Here is a 24,897-nt window from a genome sequence, read left to right as displayed (position 1 = left end):
GAATACTTTTCCCAGCCTCTACTGATTTTTATCCCACTTCCTTTGGATTTAGTAAGAGAGACAGCTCAACGACTGCCATTGTCACTCAAAAAGGCTCCATAACCTCTGGGTGGGGATTTCACCCACTACAGAAATTATAGAGCCAAATTTTTGAAACATTGGATTTGCTTTAACGATTACAATCTTAAAAGGCAGAGCCCATCGCATCCCCTTACAATCAGTAATGAAAATAGGCAGTTACCGTAGCCTATCAAGAACTTTATATCCTTAGCAGACAGGCGCTCGCCATCAAGCTTTCAAATATCTGCGAATAGAAATCATAGAACCGATGGAACCAATGACAATACCAATTAGGAAGAGCCCACCGATTAAATAATAAAGATAAGGATTAGCAGGATAGAGACCGAGATTTTCAGCTGCCATGGAAGGATTGATTCGATTATAGGTAATTGTATAGAGGTAATAGACAATCAGAGCAGGTAAAATAGCTCCCAAAATCCCAACCCAAGCTCCTTCGAAGAAGAACGGCGTTCGAATATAGGAGTTTTTAGCTCCGACCAAACGCATGATGATGATGTCATCCTTACGCGACATAATAGTAATACGAATCGTATTAGAAATCAGGAAGATAGCAACCAAAACTAGAAGTACTGTACCAGCCAAGCCCCAGGTCCTAATTTTCCCAACAACAGCAGTCAAACGGTCCGTATCAACACCGCCATAGTTAGCATCATTAACCCCCTCAATTTCCTTGATTTGCTTAGAGATACTTTTCATATCTTTGGCTGACTTAACCTTGACAAGATAGGCATCAAAGAGAGGATTGGAGCCTTCATCGTAAGACCAAGCGTCACCATATTGCTTTTGTAAATCTGCTAATTGATCATTTTTACTCGAGAATTTGATGGATTTGACGCCGTTGATTTCTTGAATTTTGTTGTAAATGACATGGTAATTTTCATTGACCGACCCATCAGCCTTATTTGGGGAATCATCAAAAACATTGGTTTCCATATAAACATTAATGGTCAAATTATTTTCCACATCAGTCCCCAACTTATTGATATTGAGCAAAACTGCAAGAAAAATTCCTACCAAAGTCAGAGTAATAGTTACCGAGGAAACCGCTGCGAAGGTCATCCACCCCTGGCGTTTGAGACTGACAAAAGATTCTTTTATGTGACGGAAAAAGTTTCTAATCATCGTAGCCGTACTCTCCTTCCTCTTCATCACGCACCAACCTACCATCTTCGATAGCCAGCACCCGATGTTTGTGCGTATTAACAATACTGCTGTTATGGGTCGCCATCAAGACAGTCGTTCCCTGCTCATTGATGCGTTCTAGAAGCTGCATAATTTCTTCAGAAATCTCTGGATCCAAGTTACCAGTCGGTTCATCAGCAATAAGCACCTTAGGATTGTTGACGAGGGCTCTGGCAATAGCCACCCGCTGTTGTTCCCCACCAGAGAGCTGATTAGGGAAGGAGCGTTCCTTATGTTTAAGTCCTACCAAGCTAAGGACCTCTTTAACCCGCTTTCTAATGTAATGCGGTTTTTCGCCGATAACTTCCATAGCAAAAGCGACATTTTCATAAACTGTCTTATGGTTGAGCAGTTTATAGTCTTGAAAAACTACACCAATAGAGCGGCGCAAAATGGGAATCTGCCGCTTTTTAATCTTGTTGAGGCGGAATTGTCCCACCTTGATAGAGCCTCGGCTCACTTCTTCTTCACGATAAAGCATGCGAATAAGGGTTGATTTCCCTGCTCCTGAAGGACCAACGATATAGACGAATTCTCCATTTCTTACATCGAGGGTAATATCACGCAGGGCAGTCGAACCATGAGCATACTTTTTAGAGACTCGATTTAGTTCAATAAGTGCCATTTAATTTCCTTTCTATTCTTCTAATCGCCATTTAAGGTAGGCATCGATAAAGCCATCAATATCGCCATCCATAACCTTGTCTACCTGAGCGACCTCATAGCCAGTTCTGTGATCTTTGACCATAGTATAAGGTGTGAAAACATAAGAGCGAATCTGTGAGCCCCATGTGATTTCTTTTTTATCACCCTTGAGGGCAGAGACTTCTTCGGCCTTCTTCTCCTGCTCTAATTGATAGAGTTTCGCCTGCAACATTTTCATAGCCCGGTCACGGTTGCCATACTGGGTTCGGTCAACGGTCGAAGCCACAACAATGCCTGTTGGGATATGTGTCAGGCGAACACCTGTTGAAACCTTATTGACATTTTGTCCACCCGCACCGCCTGAACGAAAGGTATCCATCTTAATATCTTCATCGCGAATATCAACATCAATGGTATCATCTAATTCAGGCATAACCTCAACCGATGTAAAGGAAGTATGCCGCCGCTTGGCTGAATCAAAGGGCGAAATCCGAACCAGACGGTGAACACCCATCTCAGACTTGAGAAGACCATAAGCATGAGGCCCTTCAAAGGAAAGTGTCACCGACTTAATACCAGCTTCATCCCCTGCCTGATAATCTAAGACTTCAACCTTAAAACCTTTGGCATTTCCATAGCGCTGGTACATCCGCAGCAGCATATCTCCCCAATCCTGAGCCTCAGTACCTCCAGATCCTGGATGAATTTCCAAGATGGCATTGTTGTTGTCATAAGGTTCAGACAAAAGCAAAGTCATTTCATAGCTTGCCATCATCTTATCCAACTTAGCCAAGGTGTCTTCCAAATCCTCTTGGACACTGGCGTCTTCTTCCAACATCTCCAGATAGAGCTCTGTTTCTTCTGAGAGTTCTTCCATCTGATTAAAGGTATCGTAGGTTTGCTTGAGCTCATTGAGCTCCTGAGAAGTCTTTTGGGCAGCAACATTGTCATCCCAAAAGTCTGGCTCGGTCATCTTATTTTCTAAAAGAGCAATATCTTCTTCTAAGCGATCGAGGTCAAAGAGACCTCCTGAAGCTAGTCAACTTCTCTTGATTTTCTACTATTTTTTGGCGAATTTCAGCCACTTCCATAATTTTTCTCCATTCTGTAGATTCAGAAAGCTAAACTCCTTAATAGAAGTTAGCCATAATTGTTCTTATTCTAACACAAAGCCCTTAAATTTGCCATTTTATACAAACTAAACGCCACTCCTCTTTAGCAGCTTGATCTCGAGGATTAAGAGCCTTCATATAATCCTTAATAGCTTGGTCTGGTTTTTTAACAATTTCCCCCAAAGCCCAGATAGCTGTCGCTGTATGAATAGGGTTATTATTCTTATCAATAATTTCCATGAGTTTAACAAGAGCATTTCTATCGTGAGCATTGGCTAGAGCGATAATGGCATTGCGCTGTAAGATATTCTTACCCCGCCAAGAACCAGCAATCTCCCCAAATTTTTTCTTAAAATCACTATTGGATAAGTCTAAAAAGGGCAAAAGCTCCGGCCAAGCTAGTTCGGGATCAATCGGAGTTGCCAAGGGATTTTGAATTCCCTTATTATAGGGACAGCAGATTTGGCAGATATCACAGCCATAGATGACTGTCTTAATCTTCTTACGAAATTCCATGGCCATCATCCCCTTATCCTGAGTTTGGAAAGACAGACAGCGTTTGGCATCCATTGAGCCATTGCCCAGCAGACAGGAGGTTGGGCAGGCATCCAGACATCGTCGACAATCCCCACAACCATAATCAACTGGGCTATCTGGTTCAATCTCAAGATTGGTGATTAGCTCACCCAGAAACATGTAAGAGCCATACTCTTTGGAGATAACCAAGCCATTTTTACCGATAAAGCCGATCCCAGCACGCTGAGCTACTGCTGTATCAACCAAGGCACCTGTATCCACCATGGCCTTATGTTCCAAAGGAAAATCCGCACAGAGCTCTTCTATGCCTTTAGCCAGACGAGTCAGCTTATCATTTAAAACATGGTGGTAGTCCAATCCCCATGAATTAGGCGTAATCTTTCCCCTCTTGTACTGAGTTTTAGGTGGCTGAACTGGCAGCTGCCTAGGGTAGGCCACCGCAATGGAAATGATAGTCTTTGCTGAGGCCAAACTCAGTTTAGGATCAATTCGCTCTTCAATGTTTTTGTGCTCAAAACCAGAATTTCGGCCCTCGTCCACTGAAGCTCTCAGAGATTTTTCCAGATAAGCAAAATCGTCGGCTGTCGTAAAACCGATTTTAGAAATACCAAGCTCCTTGGCTAATGTTTGAATGTTTGCCTTAATATCCATAAGTCTATCATAATCGAAAATACGCCAGCTTTCAAGACTCCTTCTACTTTCAGGTCAAGCTCCCTTATCTTTTTAAATTTTTCTGCTAGAATAGAACTATGACTAAACTAGCGATTATGAGTGACCTCCACATTGACCTCAATAAATTTGGCGATTTTGAAAGAAAGACTCTTCTGGAAACCTTGCAAGAAAAAGACATTAACCACCTCCACCTAGCTGGTGATATTTCTAACCACCATCAGGATATTTCCTTACCTTTTATCAATGAGCTTCAAAAAAACCTGAGAGTCACCTATAATCTAGGCAATCACGATATGCTGGATTTGACAGATGAGGAAGTCGATAAGCTAGACTTTCAGCTCTACAACTTGGGAAGCCGCCAACTTCTAGCCTTTCACGGTTGGTACGATTATTCATTTAGCCAAGAATCAATGGATAAGATCCTGCGCCGTAAACAAACTTTCTGGTTTGATCGTCGACTCCGCCGGCAGGCAGATGATCCTACTATTACCGAAAAAGTTCTCACCAGACTTGAAAATCATCTCAAGCAATTAGATACTGCTAACCTTATCGTCGCCATGCACTTCGTGCCCCACCAAAACTTCACTATGACCCATCCCAAATTTGCTCCCTTCAACGCCTTCCTAGGCAGCCAAAAATTTCATCAGCTCTTTGCCAAGTACGGTGTAGCCCATGTAATTTTTGGACACGAGCACCGCTCCTATGGCCATGTGACCCTAGATGGGGTCAACTACCACTCCCGCCCCTTAGGATATATCAGGGAGTGGGACCTGACTATCAACTTTGTTTCCGACCACCCCGAACTCAATCCCAGCGGCACCTGGAACCTCTCCAAACGCTACAATCTGGTTAGAAAGAATCCTGACTATCAGGCCTACCAAAAAGAGCAATTCAAAACTGAACTGCTCAACTCCATGACAATATTTAACTATTAAAAGACCGATAAGGGTCTTTTTATAATGGCAGCTAAAGTCTTAGTATTTTCCTACTTATGACTACTTTATGCTACAATAGCACTAAATTATCCTGACGAAAGGAATCTCATGATAACGTTTAGAGCCCTTTTAAAAGAGACTTGGAAAAATTTATGGCAGCATCTGTGGACCTATCTACTGATGGCTATTATTTTACAGGTTGGCTTAGCCTACTTGGCTAAGGGACTGCTCTGCTTCCTCTTTAATAGAGTGGTCGGCTTTGCAGGTCTCATCAGTCTGACACCGGATAGCTGGTCGGCTATCCGACATCATCCGCTGGCTTTACTCTTTTTCTGCCTCTATCTCTTGATCTTAACAGGAACCATCTACCTAGAATTTGCCATTTTAACAATTACTGTCGCCAGAACCTACCGGCCTTTTTCCATTCGTCAAATCATTAAAAGTCTGCCTCAAAAATGGCGAGATCTCTGTAGCTACCAGCTCTTAGCCTTCCTATTTTACCTCACCCTCATGGTGCCTCTGGCCGGCTATGGCTTGAAATTCGGTCTGCTTTCCCGCTTTAACATTCCTAACGTCATGTCAGATCAATTAATGAAATCCAGTCTAGGAAAATTCAGCTATCTGATTGGTCTGGCCCTAGTTGCCTATTTCAACCTTCGTTTTATTTATTTTATCCCCCTCTATACCATCAGCAACCGCAGACCCTGTCAGGTTTTGCGAGACTCCTGGCAGCTGACCAAAGGAGCCCAACTCAAGGTCTTGGCCTTTTTTGCTTGTTACAGCCTGACCGCAGGACTTGGCCTCACCCTTATCTATAGTGGGACCGCCCTGCTTTTTGACCAGCTGGGCCAAGCAGGCAATAGCCTCCTGATTCAAACAAGCTTCGACAACCTGATACGAGTCCTCAATTTTGGAACTATTTTGAAACTAAAATATGTTTTGATTATCCTCCTAACCAGCCACTTCTTAAAGCATGAAAAATATCAGTTAAACCTACCCTACCTATCTGAAAATAAGCCAGTTTGGACTCTTCCTCGCTGGAGCCGACTCCTGATTCCACTAACACTTTTAATCTGGTTCATTTCCAACAGCCTCAGCCTCTACCTCCTGCCACGCAATACTCATGCTCTCCTGATTGCCCATCGGGGGGATGTGACCCACGGCGTTGAAAATTCCATTACAGCTATGCAGGCCGCCCACAAGGCTGGAGCGGACTATTCAGAGATGGATGTCATCATGACCAAAGACCAGCAGTTCGTCGTCAGTCATGACAATAATCTCAAACGTCTGACTGGTTTAGATAAGAATATTTCCGATTTGACTTTAGCCCAAGTAACCAAGCTAAAAACCTACCAGAATGGCCACAGCGACCATATTGCTTCACTAGATGAATTTATAAAGGCTGCTCAGGCTTGTCATCAGAAAATCGCTATCGAATTAAAACCCTATGGGCATGAGCCAGCCAACTATGCTGACATATTTATTAAGAAACTTAAGGACCTAAAGGCAGTCCAGGACAACAAGATTATGTCTATGAAACTGCCAGTCATCGAAGCGATTGAAAGAAAGCTACCTCAAGCTGATACCGGCTATCTGGTTTCTCTCCAGTTGGGACCCCTTCCGCCCCACAAGGTTGATTTTTATGCTATTGAAGAATTCTCTTATAATAATGTAGCGGCCCTGTCTGCCCATCAACAAAAAAAGGATCTCTATGTTTGGACCGTCAATGATAATAGCCTCTTACACCACTTCTTACACAGCCCAGTCAATGGGATCATTACCGATAAACTGACCAAATTTAAAACCAACCAAAAAGAAATAGGTCCTCAAGATTCGTATTTTGACAGAGCGATCCACCTCCTAGAAATCGAGTTTTCAGACTCTTGATCTCAAACAGCATACCGGGCGGATGGCCATGACAACTTCACCCTCACCTGCAAAATATTGTAATCTCTGAAAATCACTTATAAAATAAGGGGTTAAAAATTTTTGCCAGTAATTCATAGAAAACCAAAAAGCGAACAAAATTAGAATTTTCGTCATTAGAAATCTAACTTTGTTCGCTTTTTATATGTCACTAGGCTTTTATTTTATACGCCATCTTAGGAACGATAGGAGCTTGTAGATGAGGGCGCAGCGCTCATGAACATCTGCCCCACTTGCATTTATGCCTATGTTACCCTTTGATTAGGCCTTGCGATTCTTTTTATTTTGAGCATTCATCCAGTCAAAGATATTTGCATAGTTTTTACCCTTATAGACAGCCTGAGCGTCACCGCCATGGGTGGCATTGGTTGGTACCATACCAGTCAAACCTGCCCAATTTTCAGCATTGGTAGCATTTTGCACACCGGTAACTTGGTCGTTCATAAAGTAAACCCATGACCAGTGCCCATTGTAAGTTGGATGATTAGCAAACTCACCAACATTGGTTTCGAAGTAAGACAGCCATTTATTTTGTCCGCCAGCTTGCAACATATCTTTATAGAAGGGCAGGACATGATTATCGACATCAAGAGTTGCATCTGCCTTAGAAGAAATTAACCACATTGGCTGATTTCTTAAAGCGGCCTGAACATCAACCTTAATGTTATTATTATTGTTAGTCAAGATAACATCGTAAGGTGCAGAAATTGGAACTAGAGCAGCAAAGTAATTAGGATAAGCAGCAGCTAAAGCCCAAGTCATTCCGCCGCCATTTGAGGCACCGGCCAAATAAATGCGATTACTATCAATATCTGGATGGGCAGCAACATAAGAGCGAATAGCAGCCATGACTTGAGTCTTATCTGCTTTTTCCCAAGACGTTGGGCTCTGCAATACCATGACATAAGCGCCTTTTTGGGTGCCCTTGCCAGTTGAAGTAAAATGACTTTGAATTGGATCTTCTGTCAAGTTGACAGCGTTGCTGGCAAGAATCGGAATATCAACATCCGTACCAACTTCTCCAATGCCATGTAGCCAGATAATCAATGGATTCTTTTCACCAGCCTTGGCATTTTCCGGTGTATAGGCTGCGTAATGAAAATCGCCATAAGTAGCACGTTCTGAGAAACGTTCTGTCTCAGGAATAACTCGGTTAGCAATAGCATTTTGTTCCGAAGCAACATTTTGATGGTAAACAGAACCATCATATTGAACAGACAGGCCATCTACCTTAACATTATAGGCACTAGCCCACTTGTTAGAGAAGGTTGCCATATCAAAATTAAATGGGGAAGCATTCTTGCCGGTATCATTACTATCATAAGGAATATTCAATTCCAGCGTTACATAATTGCTGCTGTCGAAATAGACCACGTGACCAGTCGCATCTGAAACATAAGAATTCAAGACTTGACGAGCTACACCAGCAGTCATGACGCTGGCACCATTGTGAATAACCGATGGGGTTACCTTATGATCAAATTGTAAGATGATTTTAGAAACAGAAGGGCCAAATTCATAGCTATCAACCACAATACTGGTTTTGACAACCTGAACCTTATCTTGAGCCTGACCATCACCATTATTATCAAATCTATAGGTCACACCATCAATCAGCAGACTAGTATTTCTAAGCATTTGGCCTGAATTTTCATCATAATAATGAGTTTTGCCATCAACTTGAATGAGGCCGCCCTTAACTTGGCTACCATCAGCATTGAAATAGAGATCTTTTCCATTAATCGTTTGAGCGCCTGTAGCTGCAGCGCCATCAGAACCAAAATAGTACCAGCTGCCATCAATTTGAGCAAAACGATCGGTCCAAAGATTGCCACTATCTTGATCATAATACCGAATCTTACCATCACTGTCAGTGATCAAACGTCCCTTAGCCTGCTTGCCAGTGGTGGGATCAAAGTAAAGCTTTTGACCTCCAACTTCTTGGCTCCCAACAACACGAGCTCCGTCAGAACCATAGTAGAACCAACCTTGCTGGTCATCTGCTTGGCGGAAACGGTTGACCCATAGCTCACCACTATCTCTATCAAAATAATAAACCTTACCATCAATGGTAGCCTCTTGGCCTTTGACCTGCTTCCCATCTTGAGCGAAATAAAGCCTTTGACCGTTGATGTCCTGACGGCCAGTCACATTGTTACCATTATTATCAAGATAGTACCAGTTACCCTGTCCATCATCAACAAAAGTGTTCTTGTATTTAACATCAGCTGTGACTGCTTTATTATCCAAGGCGGCATCAAACTTATCAGTCTGAGCACTTGTCTCGGTAGCAATCTTAGAGTCAGCTAGATCAGCCTCAGAACTTGCAGCCCCATCTACTTGGTCCGGATTTAATGTCATCGTTGCCATGTCGGGATTCGCTGCTGATTCGGCAGCAGGCTGAATAACCGTACTGGTTTCGCTGGTACTTGCCGGTGCGGCAGTTTCTGGCTGGTCGTTGACCTCAGTTGGAGCAACAGCAGTCTGGCTGGTGCTATTCTGCTCAGTGTCAGCTTGGGCTTGATTTTCCTGATCGTTACCTGTTTGTGCAGCAACTGGGGTATTATTCCCTTGCTCATCAGCACTTGTCTCATCAGCTTGAGCTAAGCCAGCTGTTCCTGATAAGAAGGCTGCAACCGCAACAGATGCTAAGCCAAATTTCAATTTACGAAAGCTGTAACGTTGATGTTTTTCCAATGACATAATATCATTCCTCCTTGTAATCCCTGTCATTTTAGCACATTTTACGCTATCAAACAATTTTTAAGTCTGGTTTAAGTTCTATTTGAGCTATTTTCAATATGCCTATAAAAATTCTGACTTCTAACAGATTTATCAAAACCCTCGCTTTGGTCATATCGAAGTCACATTCCTATGCTACTCTTCTTTAATAAAAAGAAAAAAAGGAAAACTAGGCCTTAGGCATGGAAGGAGCTGTTTTTCTACCAGAAAAGGTATCTCTTGATTGCATCACCAGTGTTCCTCATGATGCTTATGGTGTTTTCTTGTTTGGCCTAGTCAACAAGTCTTTCTCCTAACCACTGCGCCTAGCAAATAAAATTGACCAAATAAATAAGGCTGAGAACTTTTGTCTCAGCCTCGTTGCTCAGTTTGTCTCTCAAATCCAGTGCGTCATGACATTCAAAAAAAGATGGTCGAATGGCCATCTTCTTTTAAATGAGTGAGGGGAATAGGCAAAGCACCATCGTACTCAATTCCAGATTTCAATCATGACATAGAGCCAAAGCAGCCAATAATACTACTTTGGCGAAGTCAGTGAATGAGCTCACCATTCGCCACCAAGTTCTTCAAAACTTAGGCGGCTGGGCCTCTCACATCTTGGCTTCCAACTCCACATCGGGGTACTTGTCTGCAAACCAACGCAGAGCGAAGTCATTTTCAAAAAGGAAAACAGGTTGATCGAAACGATCCTTAGCGAGAATATTACGGCTGGACGACATACGCTCATCCAAGTCGTCAGGCTTAATCCATCGCACAGTTTTGCTGCCCATCGGGGTCATGACAACTTCAGCATTGTATTCACCTTCCATACGATGCTTAAAAACTTCAAATTGTAGCTGACCGACAGCTCCCAGCATATATTCGCCGGTTTGGTAGTTGGTGTAGAGCTGAATAGCTCCTTCTTGTACCAGCTGCTCAATTCCTTTATGAAAGGACTTCTGCTTCATGACATTCTTGGCCGAAACCTTCATGAAGAGTTCTGGGGTAAAGGTTGGTAGCGGCTCAAATTCGAACTTATTCTTGCCGACGGTAAGAGTATCACCAACTTGATAAGTCCCCGTATCGTAAACGCCAATTATGTCACCAGCAACGGCATTTTCCACATTTTCCCGCGATTCCGCCATGAATTGGGTAACATTGGACAATTTAGCCCCCTTACCCGTCCGCATTAAGTTGACTGACATACCTCTCTCAAACTCACCAGAAACGATGCGAACAAAAGCAATACGGTCGCGATGACGAGGATCCATATTAGCCTGAATTTTAAAAACAAAACCAGAGAAATCCTTATCCAGTGGATCAATCATACGATCATCTGTCGTTCGGTGACCATGAGGTTCTGGGGCAAACTTCAAGAAGGTATCTAGAAAGGTTTGTACCCCAAAGTTTGTCAAAGCGGAGCCGAAAAAGACAGGGGTCAGCTCACCCGCCAAAATGGCTTTTTCTGAAAATTCATTACCTGCCTCAGTCAGAAGCTCGATATCTTCCTTAGCTTGTTCGTAGAAGGGATTGCTGGCAAAGAGGGTATCTCCATCTGAAATTTCAGCAAAGCGTTCATCACCCTTGTAGAGCTCCAGACGCTGATTATGAATATCATAGAGTCCCTCAAAGGATCGGCCCATACCGATTGGCCAGTTCATAGGATAGCTGGCGATACCTAGGACATCCTCTAATTCTTCCAAGAGATCTAAGGGTTCTCGCCCATCACGATCCAACTTATTGATAAAAGTAAAAACGGGGATACCACGATGCTTTACGACCTCAAAAAGTTTCTTTGTCTGCGCCTCAATCCCCTTAGCAGAATCGACTACCATGACAGCTGCATCAACAGCCATCAGGGTCCGATAGGTATCTTCAGAGAAATCTTCGTGCCCCGGTGTATCTAGGATGTTGACACGCTTGCCAGCATAGTCAAACTGCATAACCGAGGATGTTACAGAAATCCCACGCTGTTTCTCAATATCCATCCAATCTGACTTGGCAAAAGTCCCAGTTTTTTTCCCCTTGACAGTACCAGCCTCACGAATTTCACCCCCAAAATAAAGCAACTGCTCTGTAATCGTTGTTTTTCCAGCATCTGGGTGAGAGATGATAGCAAAAGTGCGCCGTTTCTTAATCTCGTCTTGTAAAGTCATTGTTTTCCAATCTTATCATGTTCAATCTAAATCTAGCAGAGCTAATTTCAGCTAGACACAAGCCAAAATACTCTGCAACCCTTTCATTATAGCTAAAAATGAAAGTGAAAGCAACTCAAGCTCCCATGGCAAGACCTAAAGTCTCGTACCTTCTGTACACATTTTTCGGGGGAACTGCTTAGCTGCCCCCCTTATGAAACTGTTTTTCTTGTAAACAAAAACAGAACGTCGCCTGAGGCGAAATTCCGTTAATTTCATGCAGGATTCTCAACCTAAATGCCAGCTATACAGTTTCTAAAACTTACTCTGAGACTTAGCCTAACAATCAAAAAAGAGTGGGAACACCCCAAGAATTGAAAATTTTGGTTCTCACCACATCCTAGTTTTTAGGTGATGACCTGAAATGGTCTCCCCTCAGACCGTTTTTAACACTTGCTTTGCAAGCTTCATTTCCCGATTAAAAAGGGCTGGGGGCCTTTTGAGGTTGGAAATAAGATGAACGATGGCCATCACATTCGTTTAGTTTTTCCGCTTTGACCTTGTGGCAAAAGGAAAACTAGCCAGCAGTGGTTCATTGAGGCTAGGAAAAAATATTCCAGCCTTCTATTTTTACAGTAATAACAGTTTGGCGCAGTGGTTGGGAGTCCTTATCTTGGGGTGCAGCCCCATTTTCAGGCATCTCCTTAAACAGTCCACTGGACTGTTTAACTACTCCGCAAGTGTTAGCGACCATCCTAATCAACTGTCCCACTCTCTAATGAACTGTGCAGGAGTAAGACTTCTTGGCATAGCTAGTAAGTCTTACCCTCCAACAACTGCGCCAAAAGTTTATTACAAAACAGGAAGACTGGACGAGTTTTCGCCCAGCCCTTTTTTATAGCTCTCTTACATTAGTTATCCTTGTCACTATACTTAGAAGACAAGTTATAAGTTTTTCCGCCATCGTCTGATTTAAAGGTTAAACCTACATAGGTCAAATGAGAATCATCAGTACCATAATCTGAGTAAGTGACTGACAAACCATAGCTGATATCTTCGTCACCATAGAAAGACAGGTTATAAGAGGCTGAAGAAACTTTTGGATGCTTATTCTTAATATCATTCCAACTGCTACCGCCAGCACCCGTTTCATTGTCGCCTTCTTTCAACGCATCATAGTCTTCTTTCTTCCAGTCGGATTTATAATCCCTGCTTGCATCAATATCATCGGCATTAAAATTCGCATTCCCACTTGACAGAACGAACTTGCCATTGTATTGCTTTTCAAAGACCACCATGACACTATTGCTGCTTCCAGCTTTGCTGTCCTTATAAGTCAAAGTCAGACGATCACCCGAAATTTGTGCATCAGAAGCCTTACCATGTTTCTCAATAACATCAGAAACCGTATCTGACGTTGCTTCCAAGTCCTCAAAGTCATCCTGCGTCCACTCAAATTTATAATCTTTATCAATATAGTCTTTAGCATTAACATCTTTCTTACTGGTTGAAGCTGAACTAGTGTCTGTAGTTTTATGCGACACAGAAGCAAAAGTGGCAACACTAGTAACAATGAGAGCCAGCAGAGCAACACCAGTCGCAACAATCGAAAGGACTGGCTTGCCCTTAAGATTCAGGATAATCAGGACGGCAGCGCCGATTAAACCAAGCACCGATAAACCTAAGAATAGGGGAGCTGCCACTAGGAAAGATAAAATCATAAAGAGTACTGACAGAGCCAAGGAAATAATTGGTAAAATTAGGCTCAGAAAGTTGCTAGACTTAGCCGGAGCCATTCCCGTCATCTGTCCTTGCGGCATAGCTGAAGCAGTCAGTTGAAAACCAGTCTGAGTTGATGTTGGGCTTGACACTTGTTGAGCTGAGCCAGACAAACCAGAGTCTGGCATTTGACCAGCTGGATTAAAGGCTGAATTTGCTGGTCCAACAGGCTCTTGAGTTGGATTCGCTGGTCCCTGAACAGGCTGGACAGGTGCCCCCTGCTGAACAACTGACTCTGCTGGCTGAACCAAAGGCGCTGCCTCTCGGACTGGTTGGTCTGCTTGACCAGCTAAATTTGTTATCTCTGGACTAGCTTCAGAAGTCAAACTCTCAGATTCAGCACTTGTTTGAGTTGTTTCAGCCACTGAACTGCTAACAGGAGCAGGGTTAAGGATACTAGCCATTTGAGCTTTATCAAAGCCGGTTGCTTTAGCCTGCATAAATTCAGCAGCTGTTGGTTTTCGACCAGAAACTGATTCAAATAATTTCATCCAGTCTTCTCGAGCATCCGTTTGACTCGTAGCTGGTTCTTGAACTGGTGTTTGTTGAGCTTGTCTCGGAGCAAACTCGCTAATATCAAAATCGTTTCTCATCGCCTGCGCATATTCAGCAGCTGTTGGTTTTCGACCTTTAGTGGATTCAAATAGGTTTACCCATTCTTCTTTGGTTGCCATATGAGGAAATCTCCTTATTTTTTTGTTAGAGAGCTAGTCTAAATACTTTCTTCAAACAAGATAGGGATACATCAGTAATATCTACTAGCTTTTTATCATTTAGAACTAATACTCAAAGAAAATCAAAAATAGACAAAGCGACGAAGCGCAGGCAGTACCGATGTACAGCAAGCAGAAGTCAACGATGTATAGTTTTGATTTTCAAAAAGTATAACTAAACCGTCAATAACAATTATCATTATTCTAGCATGTTTTTGGAACCTTTGCAAAGCAATCTTAATGATAATTTAAGATTTATTTCAAAAGAAAGACAATTCTAGCTAGAAAACATCAGCAGGCCAATCCCACTGATACCTTTAAAAAATTAGCAGCAATTCCTAAAGAAGAGATAAAAAACAGCAACTCACTGAGGATTTGCTGTTTGATCATTGTTGGCTTGCTCAGAGCCATCGGTCTCTGAAGAAGATTCCGTTGTATTCTGATCTGGGTTTTGATCGCCCGAATCATCTGACTGCGATTCTTCTGGAGCTTGATCAGGATTGTCGCCATCAGAATTTCCAGTATCTTCTTGTTCGCCTTCATTATTGGTCGCAAAGATACCAACCTCCATATCAATAATATGGTTGTCCTTCAAGCTATCTTTAATTTTATCATAGTAAGGAAGCTTTTTATCAATTTGAGACAGAGGCACGCGCACTGTATTTCCATCCTGCATTTCCAAATTGAGGAGATCAGGTGTTGTCTTAGAATCTGCCAAGGTAATGACCTTAATTTCAGAAATCAAAGATTTATCCATCTTGGTCAGTTTTCTAATCAAACTGGACAAGTACTTACCATTTTCAAGATTTATAGTCGTAAACGCATCAGGCAAATCCGTTGCTTCAACACTATTGAGACGAGTCCCGCTCTCTAGGATTGGGACATACCCCTGATCTGTCTGAGCATAGGCAACGATACTGTATTCCTTGACCTTAATCGAGAAAGTAAAGGGAAATTGATAATCAACCGTGGCAGATTTGACCCAAACATCATTTTTAGCAATCGACTGGGCTAACCGAGAACGATTAAAGATAGTAGCTAAGGTATAGTCGCTATCCTTTAAACCAGAAGCCTTCAAGACCGACTGACTATCGGTTTGATTAACCCCTTCAACCGTTACCTGTTTAATCTTGCTAAGCGGAGTCATCATATAGAGTGCCAAGAGAAGCCCTAAAAATGCAGGGACAAGTACACTGGTCAGACGTCGTTTGAACTTAGTTGACTTAGGCTTGGGCTTTTTAGGCAAAGGCTTTACTGAAGCCTTTTTAGCAGGTTTAGACTTTTTCTTAGAACCAGCCTGAGACTTCTGCTTTTTTCCCTTGCCATTGCTTTCATTATCTTCTTTAGAAAACGGAGATTGGCCTGTGAAACGAGCTCGATTCTTATCGGCCAACTCCTTCTTGAGCTTTTCTTGCTCCTTCTTCTTTTCTTCCTTCTGTTTCAAAAAGTCAAGATTGCGTTTTTGCCACTCAGTCAGAGGAGCTTGCTCTTGCTTTTGATTTTTTTCATCTTTTGATTTTTTAGCCAAGATTTCCCCCTTTTCGACAAAAACAAACAACTGCTAGCTTTTCGATGCTCCTTGAGAGATAGCCGTACTTAATAGCTGATAAAACTCTTCTGGCGATTTAAGTTCTGTCGTATCTGCCATAGCAGATAGATAGCTTTTTTTAGCGGATAAAAGTTGCTTTAGCTTTGCTTCAAGATTTTTTAATGTCAAGTCAGGCTCTAGCAGCTGGGTTGAATAGCCCTTCTTTTCAAAGTAGGCTGCGTTTTCTAACTGATCTCCCCGACTGGCCTCCTTACCAAGAGGAACAATGATATGGAGCTTTTGCATAGCCAGAAGCTCAAAAATCGTATTTGAGCCTCCTCTTGTCACTACAACATCCGCCAAATCCATCAAGGGTTGGTAGAGATCAGTCACATAATCAACCCGATAGAGGTGAGACTGCAAACCATTTAGACTCTTATCACCGGAAATATTGATAACATTGTAAGACTCAGTCAAGTCAGGATTGTTGGTGATGAAATCGTTAAAGACCTTGGCCCCAGCAGACCCACCAATAAAGAGGAGAGTTTTCAGATTGGAATCAAAGGCTGCTTTAATTTTCTTAATTTGCTCAGAATCAGGAGTAGTTTGGTCGGTCTGATTCACCTTAGTAATAGCTCCTACGTGCTGAGCCTTGCTCAAGCCCTGCCCTTGCTCAAAGGTAGTGAACATCTTGGTCGCAAACTTGTAGGCAATCCGATTAGCCAGCCCCATAGACAGGTCTGATTCATGGACGAAGACAGGAACGCGCAAAAGTTTAGCGGCTACAACAGGCGGAACCGAGACAAAACCTCCCTTAGAAAACAATGCTTGCGGCCTAATTCTGGCAATGATAGCCAAAGACTGCAGGACACCCCAACCAACCTTGAAGAGATCGAACAGGTTCTGAAAAGAAAAGTAACGCCGTAATTTCCCTGTCGCAATACTATGAAATTTAACATCTAGGTCCGACTGGAGCAATTGTTGGTGTTCGATGCCATGCTTATCACCAATATAGTGAACTTCCCAACCATCTTTCAAAAATTTGGGAATCAGAATCAAATTGAGAGTAACATGGCCGACAGTTCCACCACCGGTAAAGACGATTTTTTTAGCCATGCTCATTCTCCCTTTAGGCTTTCAAAGGCAGCGATAAAGTCATCTCCTCGCACCTCAAAACTCTTATACATATCCCAAGAAGCATTAGCTGGGCTCAGGAGAATCACATCATCAGGAGCCGCTTCTTTAAAGGCAATGCTTGCAGCATCTTTGACATCCTCAGCATCCAAATAAGGAACGCCCGCTTTATCTGCAGCTCGCTTGACACGAGGGGCAGATTGACCGATGATAATCATTTTTTTCAAGCCGACAATATCTGGTATTAGCTCATCAAATTCATTTCCGCGATCCAAACCACCGGCAATCAAGATGACCTTGTTATTATCAAAGCCAGACAAAGCTTTTTGAGTAGCAAGAATATTGGTTGACTTAGAATCATTGTAGAAGGAAACGCCCTTTACCTGTCCCAAAAATTGCAGACGATGCTTGACTCCACTGAAACTGGACAAAGTTTGAGCGATGACAGCATTATCTACACCTGATAACTTAGCAACCGCAATAGCTGCCAAGGCATTTTCAATATTGTGACTGCCAGGTACACCAATAGTATCTGCGGCCATGACTTGCTCACCTTTAAAGCAGAGGTAACCATCCTTGAGATAAGCACCATCGACTTCTTCCTGAGTTGAAAATGGCAGGACGGTTGCTTGTGTCTTAGAAGCCAGCTCCTTAGCCAAATCTTGATTAAAATTAAGAATCAGATAGTCATCAGCCGTCATCTGACCTTGCAGGTGCCACTTAGCTGCCACATAGTCTTCAAATGTTCCATGGTAGTCAATATGAGTTGGCATAAGATTGGTGATAACTGCCATGTGAGGGTGAAACGTCTCAACTCCCATCAATTGGAAGGACGATAACTCCATCACCAAAGTATCCTTATCAATTGCTGTCATAGCCACTTCTGAAGCTGGAAAACCAATATTTCCAGACAGGAGAGCCGACTGACCAGCTGCATTAAGGACATTCGCAATCATGGTTGTTGTTGTCGTTTTCCCATTAGAACCAGTAATCCCAATAATTGGGCTCTCAGAAATCCGATAGGCTAATTCAACTTCAGTATAGACAGGAATACCTTTTCTCAGAGCCTTTGCCACCATAGGATTGTCGTAGCGAATTCCGGGATTTTTAATCATATAGGCGAAATCTTCGTCCAAAAGTTCCAAGGGATGGTGACCACAGATAACCTTGATTCCTTCTTCCAAGAGAGCCTGAGCCGAAGGATTTTCTTCAAAAGGCTTGCCATCATTGACCGTTACAATGGCTCCTAATTTTGCTAAAAGACGCGCTGCTGCTTCGCCTGAACGCGCCAATCCCAAAACCAGCACCTTCTTGTTCTCAAAGTCTTTAACTGCTTTCATAATAAGCCCACTTCCAACTAGTATAGTTCTCTTTATTTTACCCTTAATTGAGCGGTTTTTCAAGCCTAGCACCACAGACAAGGCCTCTCGACTTTTCCCTTCAAAGCAGACTTATTTGTCCTTGACTAACTGTTTATTTAGGGCTCTAAAAAAGGGAGTGGGAACAACCAAAAAATTGAAAATTTTGGTTCTCACCACTTCCTAATTTCTTTGCGGTAACCTGAAACGGTCTCTTCCCAGACCTTTTCACTCCACACCCGCACAGCTCAAAAGGTTCCACAGGCCTTTTAAGGTTGGAAATAAGATGAACGATGCTCATCTTATTCGCTTAGTTTTTCCGCTTTGTCCTCATGGCAAAAGGAAAACCAGCCACTGCATCAAGAGTTTATTCCAAAACAAAGATACTGGACAAGCTTTTGCCCGTTCTCTTTATCATGACTTAAAATGATTGACAATATAATTTTTAAAACCAACCCAAAGTTTGTGATGCTTGTTGGGCCGAGTAGACAGACCAACAACATCCCGGAGGCTGAAATAAGCCAATCCTACCATAGCTAGGGCTACAAAAACTTCTGGGGGGGATTGAATCAGTTTGACAAAACCGAGAATAGACATGACAATCAGGACCGCAACAATTCCCATGGTTGAAATCATATTCATCGTATTTTTTACGGTCTTAGGAGCCGCAAAGAAATAATAAATGGCAATCAAGATTGCAACAAATAGATAAAACATTGCCGGTACCTCCTAACGCAGTGATGAGCTGGTAACACTAATTTTAATAGTTTAGCCCCCATCCCAGTATAGCTAAGCATCTAAGTACAAGGAAGCATCGAACAACTGAAATGTGCGACTGCTCTCTCATTCCTTACTCAGCTGCTGCAGTTTTTTTCTTCTTGTTAGCCTTGTCACGGGCTGCCTTGTTTAGAATTTGTTTCCGCAAACGGATCGATTCTGGCGTAACTTCCATATATTCATCGTCGTTGAGGAATTCCAGCGACTCTTCCAAGGTCAAAATTCGAGGAGTCTTGATAACTGCTGTTTGATCCTTAGTTGCTGAACGAACATTGGTCATCTGTTTAGCCGTTGTGATATTAACACCAAGATCATTATCACGGGCATTTTCCCCAACAATCATCCCTTCATAAACTTCGGTACCTGGATTAACAAAGATAGTCCCGCGTTCTTCAATTCGCATAATGGAGTAGGTCGTTGCCTTACCATTATCAATAGAAACCAAGGCACCGCGGTGGCGACCGGAAATCTCACCAGGAACAACCGGTAAGTATTGATCAAAGGTATGGTTCATGATACCGTAGCCACGCGTCATAGAAAGGAACTCTGTTGAGTAGCCAATCAGACCGCGAGCCGGAATCAGGAAGACCAAGCGCGTTTGTCCATTGCCGACCATTTGCATATCCAGCATATCGCCCTTACGTTCTGAGAGGGACTGGATAATAGCTCCCTGATATTCTTCAGGAGTATCAATTTGTACTCGCTCAAATGGTTCACACTTAACACCATCAATTTCTTTGATGATAACTTCAGGACGTGAGACTTGCAATTCATAGCCTTCACGACGCATGGTTTCAATCAGGATAGACAAATGCAATTCCCCACGTCCAGAAACAATCCATTTATCAGGAGAATCTGTCGGGTCAACCCGAAGAGAAACGTCAGTCTGCAATTCAGACAGGAGACGTTCTTCAACCTTACGTGAGGTTACCCATTTACCTTCACGGCCAGCAAACGGTGAATTGTTAGCCAAGAAGGTCATTTGTAAGGTTGGCTCATCAATGTGAAGAATTGGCAGAGGTTCAACAGCATCGGTTGGTGTGATGGTTTCACCGACGAAGATATCTTCCATACCAGAAACGGCAATCAAATCACCAGCCTTAGCCTCGTCAATTTCCCGACGTTCAAGACCGAAGAAACCAAAGAGCTTAGTAACACGGAAATTTTTAGTTGTCCCATCCAATTTAGACAGGGTAACTTGGTCACCAACCTTAATTTTACCGCGGAAAACACGTCCAATACCAATGCGGCCAACAAAATCATTGTAATCCAAAAGAGAGACTTGGAATTGCAAAGGTTCATCAGAATTATCAACTGGTGCTGGAATATGATCAATGATGGTATCAAAGACTGGTTCCATCGTGTGCGCTTGATCAGCTGGATCATCTGACATAGATGAGGTCCCATTGATTGCTGAGGCATAGACGACTGGGAAATCCAACTGTTCATCATCGGCACCAAGTTCAATGAAGAGCTCCAACACTTCATCAACAACTTCTGCTGGACGGGCTGCTGGCTTATCAATCTTGTTAACCACAACAATTGGAATCAGATTTTGTTCCAACGCTTTCTTTAATACAAAACGCGTTTGCGGCATGGTTCCTTCATAGGCATCTACAACCAAGACAACCCCATCAACCATCTTCATGATCCGTTCCACTTCACCACCAAAATCGGCGTGCCCTGGTGTGTCCATGATGTTGATTCGCGTACCATTGTAAGCAACGGCAGTATTCTTGGCTAGGATGGTAATTCCACGTTCTTTTTCCAAATCGTTAGAGTCCATCGCTCGCTCTTGCAACTCTTTACGTTCATCCAATGTATGAGATTGTTTTAAGAGTTCATCTACCAAGGTTGTTTTCCCATGGTCAACGTGGGCAATGATAGCAACATTACGAATATCTTCTCTAAGTTTAGTCATGTTTTCCTCGATTATTTCTATAAGTTTTCAACCTTATTATTATAGCACGAATTCCCCCAAAAATCAGGCAGCAATGCATGTAAACGTTTTTAAAAAGCAAGAAGAAAACTTTTTTCAAGCTCAAAAGAGAGCCAAATAAAATCAGCTCTCCCTCCTTAGTCATGATAGCCTTTTTCTGAGAAATTGTCTTTTTTAACTTAACTCCTTAAGCCTATTCTTTTTGACTAGGCAATCAAATTCATCCAGACGTTTGGCAAAAGTCTGGAAAGCAGACTCTAAGTAATCCGCCTGAGTCATGTCCACCCCTGCCTTGGCAATGACTTCCAGAGGATCGGCAGAACTTCCGGCCTTAAGATAGTTCAGATAACTCTCCCTATCCTCTTGAGAACCATGAATAATTTTTTCAGCCAGATAACTAGCAGCTGCAAAACCTGTCGCATACTGATAGACATAGTAATTATAGTAAAAATGAGGAATACGTGCCCATTCATATTGAATCTCAGGATTACCTTCCTTGGCTAGGCCATAATAAGTTTGATTGAGGTCCGCATAGAGCTCATTTAAATACTGACTCGTTAAGACTTGACCTTGGGCGTCTGCCTGATGAATCTTCTCTTCAAATTCTGCAAACTGAGTTTGGCGAAAGACCGTCCCCTTGAAACTATCCAAATAATGATTAAGAATAGCAAAACGCTCCTTGTCAGTCTTCGCTTCCTTGAGCAGAGTCTCAGTCATAATATTTTCATTAGTAGTCGAGGCAATCTCAGCCAAGAAAATTGAATAATCCCCATAGACATAGGGCTGATTCTCACGGGTAAAAGTCGAATGCATACTATGCCCCATCTCATGAACCAAAGTATAGAGGTTATCCAGCGTGTCCTGCCAGTTGAGCAGCATAAAAGCTTTGGTATCGTAAGAACCACCTGAATAGGCTCCCGAACGTTTGCCCTTGTTGGCCTGAACATCAATCCACCGCTGAGACAGAGCTTCTTTTACCCGCTCAGTGTAGTCTGACCCATAGATTGCCAAAACCTCCAAAGCTTTGGCCTGAGCTTCTTCATAAGTAATGGACATGTCCAGCTTGGACAGGGGCGTATAGACATCATACATTTTTAAATCTGCTATCCCTAAAACTTCCTGCCGCAGACGTATGTAACGTTGCAATAAGGGAAGATATTTATGAACTGTTGCAAGCAGGGTCTCATAAACAGCCTCTGGAATATGGTTGCCAGCCATAGCAGCCTGACGGGCAGAATCATAATGGCGAATCCTCGCAGTTAAATTATGACTCTTGACCGTTGTCGCCAAGGTCTTGGCATAGGTGTGCTGAAATTGCTGATAAATACTATAGTAAGCTCGATAGGCAGACTTGCGAACCTCTCTATTTTGAGATTCCATCAAGGTGATAAAGTTGCTGTGAGTCAACTCGACTTCTTTACCAGCTTCGTCAAGGACACTTGGAAAAGCCAGGTCAGCATTATCCAAAATTTCGTAAGTCTCACCGGCTGCTCCTAGGACTTCCTGAGCCTGAGCTAAGAGTTCCTCTTGATCCGGTGCTAAGACGTGAGCCTTTTGGGAAAAAATTTGCTGGAAGAAGTGCTGATAAAGATTTAGCTTGGCATCTTCTTGCAGATAATCTGCAAACTTTTCTTCCCCCATGGTTAGAACTTCAGGCTCAAAAAAGGCGAAAGCCTCACCATACTTAGCATAAAGTGTTGTCGCTTTCGAAGCCATTGCTTGATAGGCGGCGACTCTTGTATCCTGATCATTTTTCATGGAAGCATAAACATAGACCTTCTCCAGCCGGCGAGCCAAGTCCAGATAGATTTGCGTTACCTGCAGAAGCTTAGTCGCAGACTGACCAAGCTGTCCAGCCAAATCCTTTGCTTCGACTACCGCCTTTTCTAACGATTGGTATTCAGCCTCCCATGCCTGATCGGTTGCAAAAACGCTAGTCAAATCCCATTTATATTTTTTATCAATATGAGCACGATTATTGGTCATAAGCCTTTACTTTTGAATTGACGCTGAAGAAGCTAGTTCTTCACCTGCACCTTTTCAAAATTTCCCTTCATAGATTTTCCTTCTATTTTATCATAAAAAGCTGGTGGATAAAGCACTTGTACAGTCTGATTATGAGCAGTCTGATAGTAGGCCAGAAAATTGTTCTCAAAAGTCGTCAAATCTCCTTTCATTTGGCAGAAAGGCCCCTTAGGAGGTCGAACTTGCGGATAGTAGTCTGCTAGCGACTTGGCTAGTAAATTATCCCCACGTTCATAAGCTTGCGCTTGACGCTTCAACCACCTAGGATTTCTGCTGTAGAGCTGGCGCTGAATGTAGCTAAGAAGTTGCTGATCCATCTTGACCTTATAGGAAGTTAGAGGCTGCCTGACGTAAGGCTGGCGCAGAAAGTCCAAACAGTTCTCAGAAAAAGGACACTCTTTAATCAAATAGTGAACATGCCCATGCCAATCCTCATAAATCAGGTACTTTAGGCGTAAACAGCGTTTTGCCAAATCTAGCTCCCAGAGATGAAAGCCTATATTAGCTGAAAAATAGAGGAAATCTTTTTGCAGGGCCGTCAGAGACTTTCTCAGCCAGAGCTTTTTGCCCAAAAGCCAACGCACTTGAAATCCATAAGAGCGATAGGCATGAGTTCGTTCCTTCAAACGCTCTCTCGATAAAGTCGAACATTGAACTTCTAAGGCCAAGTTATCCTCAACCAAGAGATCAGCCACCTGCTGTAAATCTGGCAGAACCACTTCAATCCGCACCTGACAGACTGGTTTCAAGGAGCGATAGAGTTCAGACTTGAGCCCCAAATGTTCTTGACCCTCATTTTCCCAAAAAAATTGACAGTTCTTCAGGGAAAGGTGGGCAAAATAAGGTCGCCTAATCTTGCCCTTTTTCAAACGAACTAAGGCTCCGCAACCTGGACAGGTAAAAGGGGCTTTCCCAACCTCAATTTGTCCTTCTAAAAGAGAAACCAAGTGGCCATCATTGCCTTTAGCGACGAGCATTATTACACCTCCCTTTGACTAAAATTACCTTACTTATTGATTCGAAAAATGACACATAAAAAGCATCGTTAGCAAGGCCAACGATACTGGGATGATTGTTGCAATTTTTTCAGGTTTTTCTAGCCCAAGCGCTTCCTAAGTTTTTCCACAAAAAGGTAGGCAGCTGGACAAATCAAGGTATTCTTGATGGTCAGATGATTAATTTGGTAAAATTTCTTGCGGTCAGTGTGGGGAAACTCCCGACAGGCCTTGGGCCTCATCTCATAAATGGAACAGAGATTATCCTCACCAAGGAAAGGACAGGGCATAGACTGAAAAACCTTATCACCATCTTCATCGACCCGCAGGTAGGTTTCTTCAAAAACCGACAGCTTCATCCGAAAGATCTTGGAAATCCGCTGAATATCAGCCTCGGTAAAAAGGGGCCCCAGAGTCCGACAGCAATTGGCACATTGGGTGCAGTCAATCTCATTGAACACCTCGCTGTGGACCTCTTGGACAATTTTATCTAAATTTTTAGGAGCCTTTTTCTTCAAGCTTGCTAGGAACTTGCAGTGTTCCTTCTGCTTTTGCTGGGCCAGATCTTTATAATGCTCGATATCAACTGCCATGCTTTACGCCTCAACTTTCTTATTTCTATTATAACAAATCCGTTTCAGCTTTGGTGGGTCAGTTGAAAGGAATTAAAGTCATCTTGACATTTTCAGAAGACTATCTTAAA

The 24,897-nt window shown here is 42.7% G+C and carries 17 protein-coding genes; 2 read left to right on the top strand and 15 right to left on the bottom strand.

All coding sequences use genetic code 11. The features are described 5' to 3' along the window. Positions 1 to 288: 288 nt before the first annotated feature. The 4 genes from ftsX to queG all read right to left on the bottom strand — a co-directional run bounded on the left by ftsX (position 289) and on the right by queG (position 4,208). Complete coding sequence (ftsX, locus tag STRCR_RS05070) at positions 289 to 1,203, bottom strand: permease-like cell division protein FtsX (RefSeq protein ID WP_004229153.1); 915 nt, start codon at positions 1,201 to 1,203, stop codon at positions 289 to 291. Then, positions 1,196 to 1,888, bottom strand: coding sequence for a cell division ATP-binding protein FtsE (gene ftsE / locus STRCR_RS05065; RefSeq protein ID WP_003048823.1), 693 nt, complete (start codon positions 1,886 to 1,888; stop codon positions 1,196 to 1,198). The genes ftsX and ftsE overlap by 8 nt, the downstream gene beginning before the upstream one ends. Before the next feature lie 12 nt (positions 1,889 to 1,900). Continuing rightward, positions 1,901 to 2,999, bottom strand: a protein-coding gene (gene prfB, locus STRCR_RS05060; protein ID WP_100207983.1) for a peptide chain release factor 2 whose coding sequence is annotated in 2 segments (ribosomal slippage) — positions 1,901 to 2,926 and positions 2,928 to 2,999 — 1,098 coding nt in all. Because the reading frame shifts where the segments join, the coding sequence is not laid out codon by codon here. 84 nt (positions 3,000 to 3,083) lie between these two features. Next, positions 3,084 to 4,208, bottom strand: a complete 1,125-nt coding sequence (queG, locus tag STRCR_RS05055) for a tRNA epoxyqueuosine(34) reductase QueG (RefSeq protein ID WP_004227949.1) — start codon at positions 4,206 to 4,208, stop codon at positions 3,084 to 3,086. 98 nt (positions 4,209 to 4,306) lie between these two features. Between queG and STRCR_RS05050 the strand changes: the two genes are divergently transcribed. Next, a complete protein-coding gene (locus STRCR_RS05050; RefSeq protein ID WP_004229754.1) occupies positions 4,307 to 5,164 on the top strand; it encodes a metallophosphoesterase in 858 nt (285 codons plus the stop codon). A 108-nt stretch (positions 5,165 to 5,272) separates the two neighbouring features. Continuing rightward, positions 5,273 to 7,051, top strand: a complete 1,779-nt coding sequence (locus STRCR_RS05045) for a glycerophosphoryl diester phosphodiesterase membrane domain-containing protein (RefSeq protein WP_004226308.1) — start codon at positions 5,273 to 5,275, stop codon at positions 7,049 to 7,051. Positions 7,052 to 7,351: 300 nt separating this feature from the next. Here STRCR_RS05045 and STRCR_RS05040 read toward each other — a convergent pair whose 3' ends face one another. The 11 genes from STRCR_RS05040 to STRCR_RS04990 all read right to left on the bottom strand — a co-directional run bounded on the left by STRCR_RS05040 (position 7,352) and on the right by STRCR_RS04990 (position 24,787). Then, positions 7,352 to 9,793, bottom strand: a complete 2,442-nt coding sequence (locus STRCR_RS05040; RefSeq protein WP_004227290.1) for a YSIRK-type signal peptide-containing protein — start codon at positions 9,791 to 9,793, stop codon at positions 7,352 to 7,354. 629 nt (positions 9,794 to 10,422) lie between these two features. Beyond that, on the bottom strand, positions 10,423 to 11,967 hold the full coding sequence (locus STRCR_RS05035; RefSeq protein ID WP_004228620.1) for a peptide chain release factor 3: 1,545 nt from the start codon (positions 11,965 to 11,967) through the stop codon (positions 10,423 to 10,425). Positions 11,968 to 12,857: 890 nt separating this feature from the next. Then, on the bottom strand, positions 12,858 to 14,399 hold the full coding sequence (locus tag STRCR_RS05030; RefSeq protein ID WP_004226061.1) for a phage holin family protein: 1,542 nt from the start codon (positions 14,397 to 14,399) through the stop codon (positions 12,858 to 12,860). A gap of 403 nt (positions 14,400 to 14,802) precedes the next feature. Beyond that, positions 14,803 to 15,966, bottom strand: coding sequence for a cell division protein FtsQ/DivIB (locus tag STRCR_RS05025; protein WP_040804873.1), 1,164 nt, complete (start codon positions 15,964 to 15,966; stop codon positions 14,803 to 14,805). Positions 15,967 to 15,999: 33 nt separating this feature from the next. Further along, positions 16,000 to 17,088, bottom strand: coding sequence for a UDP-N-acetylglucosamine--N-acetylmuramyl-(pentapeptide) pyrophosphoryl-undecaprenol N-acetylglucosamine transferase (locus STRCR_RS05020; protein WP_420805001.1), 1,089 nt, complete (start codon positions 17,086 to 17,088; stop codon positions 16,000 to 16,002). Continuing rightward, positions 17,085 to 18,440, bottom strand: coding sequence for a UDP-N-acetylmuramoyl-L-alanine--D-glutamate ligase (murD, locus tag STRCR_RS05015; RefSeq protein ID WP_004228139.1), 1,356 nt, complete (start codon positions 18,438 to 18,440; stop codon positions 17,085 to 17,087). The genes STRCR_RS05020 and murD overlap by 4 nt, the downstream gene beginning before the upstream one ends. Positions 18,441 to 18,872: 432 nt before the next feature. Continuing rightward, entirely contained in the window at positions 18,873 to 19,175 is a 303-nt protein-coding gene (locus tag STRCR_RS05010) for a DUF3165 family protein (protein WP_004229369.1), read from the bottom strand. Between the two features lie 133 nt (positions 19,176 to 19,308). Beyond that, positions 19,309 to 21,156, bottom strand: coding sequence for a translational GTPase TypA (gene typA / locus STRCR_RS05005; protein ID WP_004227023.1), 1,848 nt, complete (start codon positions 21,154 to 21,156; stop codon positions 19,309 to 19,311). 192 nt (positions 21,157 to 21,348) lie between these two features. Further along, a complete protein-coding gene (gene pepF / locus STRCR_RS05000; protein WP_004225676.1) occupies positions 21,349 to 23,160 on the bottom strand; it encodes an oligoendopeptidase F in 1,812 nt (603 codons plus the stop codon). Positions 23,161 to 23,192: 32 nt separating this feature from the next. Further along, positions 23,193 to 24,176 carry a competence protein CoiA gene (locus STRCR_RS04995; protein ID WP_004226759.1) on the bottom strand — a complete coding sequence of 328 codons (984 nt, stop codon included), beginning with the start codon at positions 24,174 to 24,176 and terminating at the stop codon, positions 23,193 to 23,195. A gap of 119 nt (positions 24,177 to 24,295) precedes the next feature. Then, positions 24,296 to 24,787, bottom strand: a complete 492-nt coding sequence (locus STRCR_RS04990; protein WP_004228670.1) for a YkgJ family cysteine cluster protein — start codon at positions 24,785 to 24,787, stop codon at positions 24,296 to 24,298. Positions 24,788 to 24,897: the final 110 nt, after the last annotated feature.

Source organism: Streptococcus criceti HS-6 (assembly GCF_000187975.2).
In the GTDB taxonomy this organism is placed as follows: Bacteria; Bacillota; Bacilli; order Lactobacillales; family Streptococcaceae; genus Streptococcus; species Streptococcus criceti.
This window is presented reverse-complemented; position numbering and strand designations above follow the sequence as displayed.

Coding starts and splice junctions, on each gene's coding strand:
- ftsX (WP_004229153.1), bottom strand. CDS start 1,203: ATGATTAGAAACTTTTTCCGTCACATAAAAGAATCTTTTGTCAGTCTC.
- STRCR_RS05010 (WP_004229369.1), bottom strand. CDS start 19,175: ATGTTTTATCTATTTGTTGCAATCTTGATTGCCATTTATTATTTCTTT.
- STRCR_RS05020 (WP_420805001.1), bottom strand. CDS start 17,088: ATGAGCATGGCTAAAAAAATCGTCTTTACCGGTGGTGGAACTGTCGGC.
- pepF (WP_004225676.1), bottom strand. CDS start 23,160: ATGACCAATAATCGTGCTCATATTGATAAAAAATATAAATGGGATTTG.
- murD (WP_004228139.1), bottom strand. CDS start 18,440: ATGAAAGCAGTTAAAGACTTTGAGAACAAGAAGGTGCTGGTTTTGGGA.
- queG (WP_004227949.1), bottom strand. CDS start 4,208: ATGGATATTAAGGCAAACATTCAAACATTAGCCAAGGAGCTTGGTATT.
- STRCR_RS05030 (WP_004226061.1), bottom strand. CDS start 14,399: ATGGCAACCAAAGAAGAATGGGTAAACCTATTTGAATCCACTAAAGGT.
- STRCR_RS05050 (WP_004229754.1), top strand. CDS start 4,307: ATGACTAAACTAGCGATTATGAGTGACCTCCACATTGACCTCAATAAA.
- ftsE (WP_003048823.1), bottom strand. CDS start 1,888: ATGGCACTTATTGAACTAAATCGAGTCTCTAAAAAGTATGCTCATGGT.
- STRCR_RS04990 (WP_004228670.1), bottom strand. CDS start 24,787: ATGGCAGTTGATATCGAGCATTATAAAGATCTGGCCCAGCAAAAGCAG.
- STRCR_RS04995 (WP_004226759.1), bottom strand. CDS start 24,176: ATGCTCGTCGCTAAAGGCAATGATGGCCACTTGGTTTCTCTTTTAGAA.
- typA (WP_004227023.1), bottom strand. CDS start 21,156: ATGACTAAACTTAGAGAAGATATTCGTAATGTTGCTATCATTGCCCAC.
- STRCR_RS05035 (WP_004228620.1), bottom strand. CDS start 11,967: ATGACTTTACAAGACGAGATTAAGAAACGGCGCACTTTTGCTATCATC.
- STRCR_RS05045 (WP_004226308.1), top strand. CDS start 5,273: ATGATAACGTTTAGAGCCCTTTTAAAAGAGACTTGGAAAAATTTATGG.
- STRCR_RS05040 (WP_004227290.1), bottom strand. CDS start 9,793: ATGTCATTGGAAAAACATCAACGTTACAGCTTTCGTAAATTGAAATTT.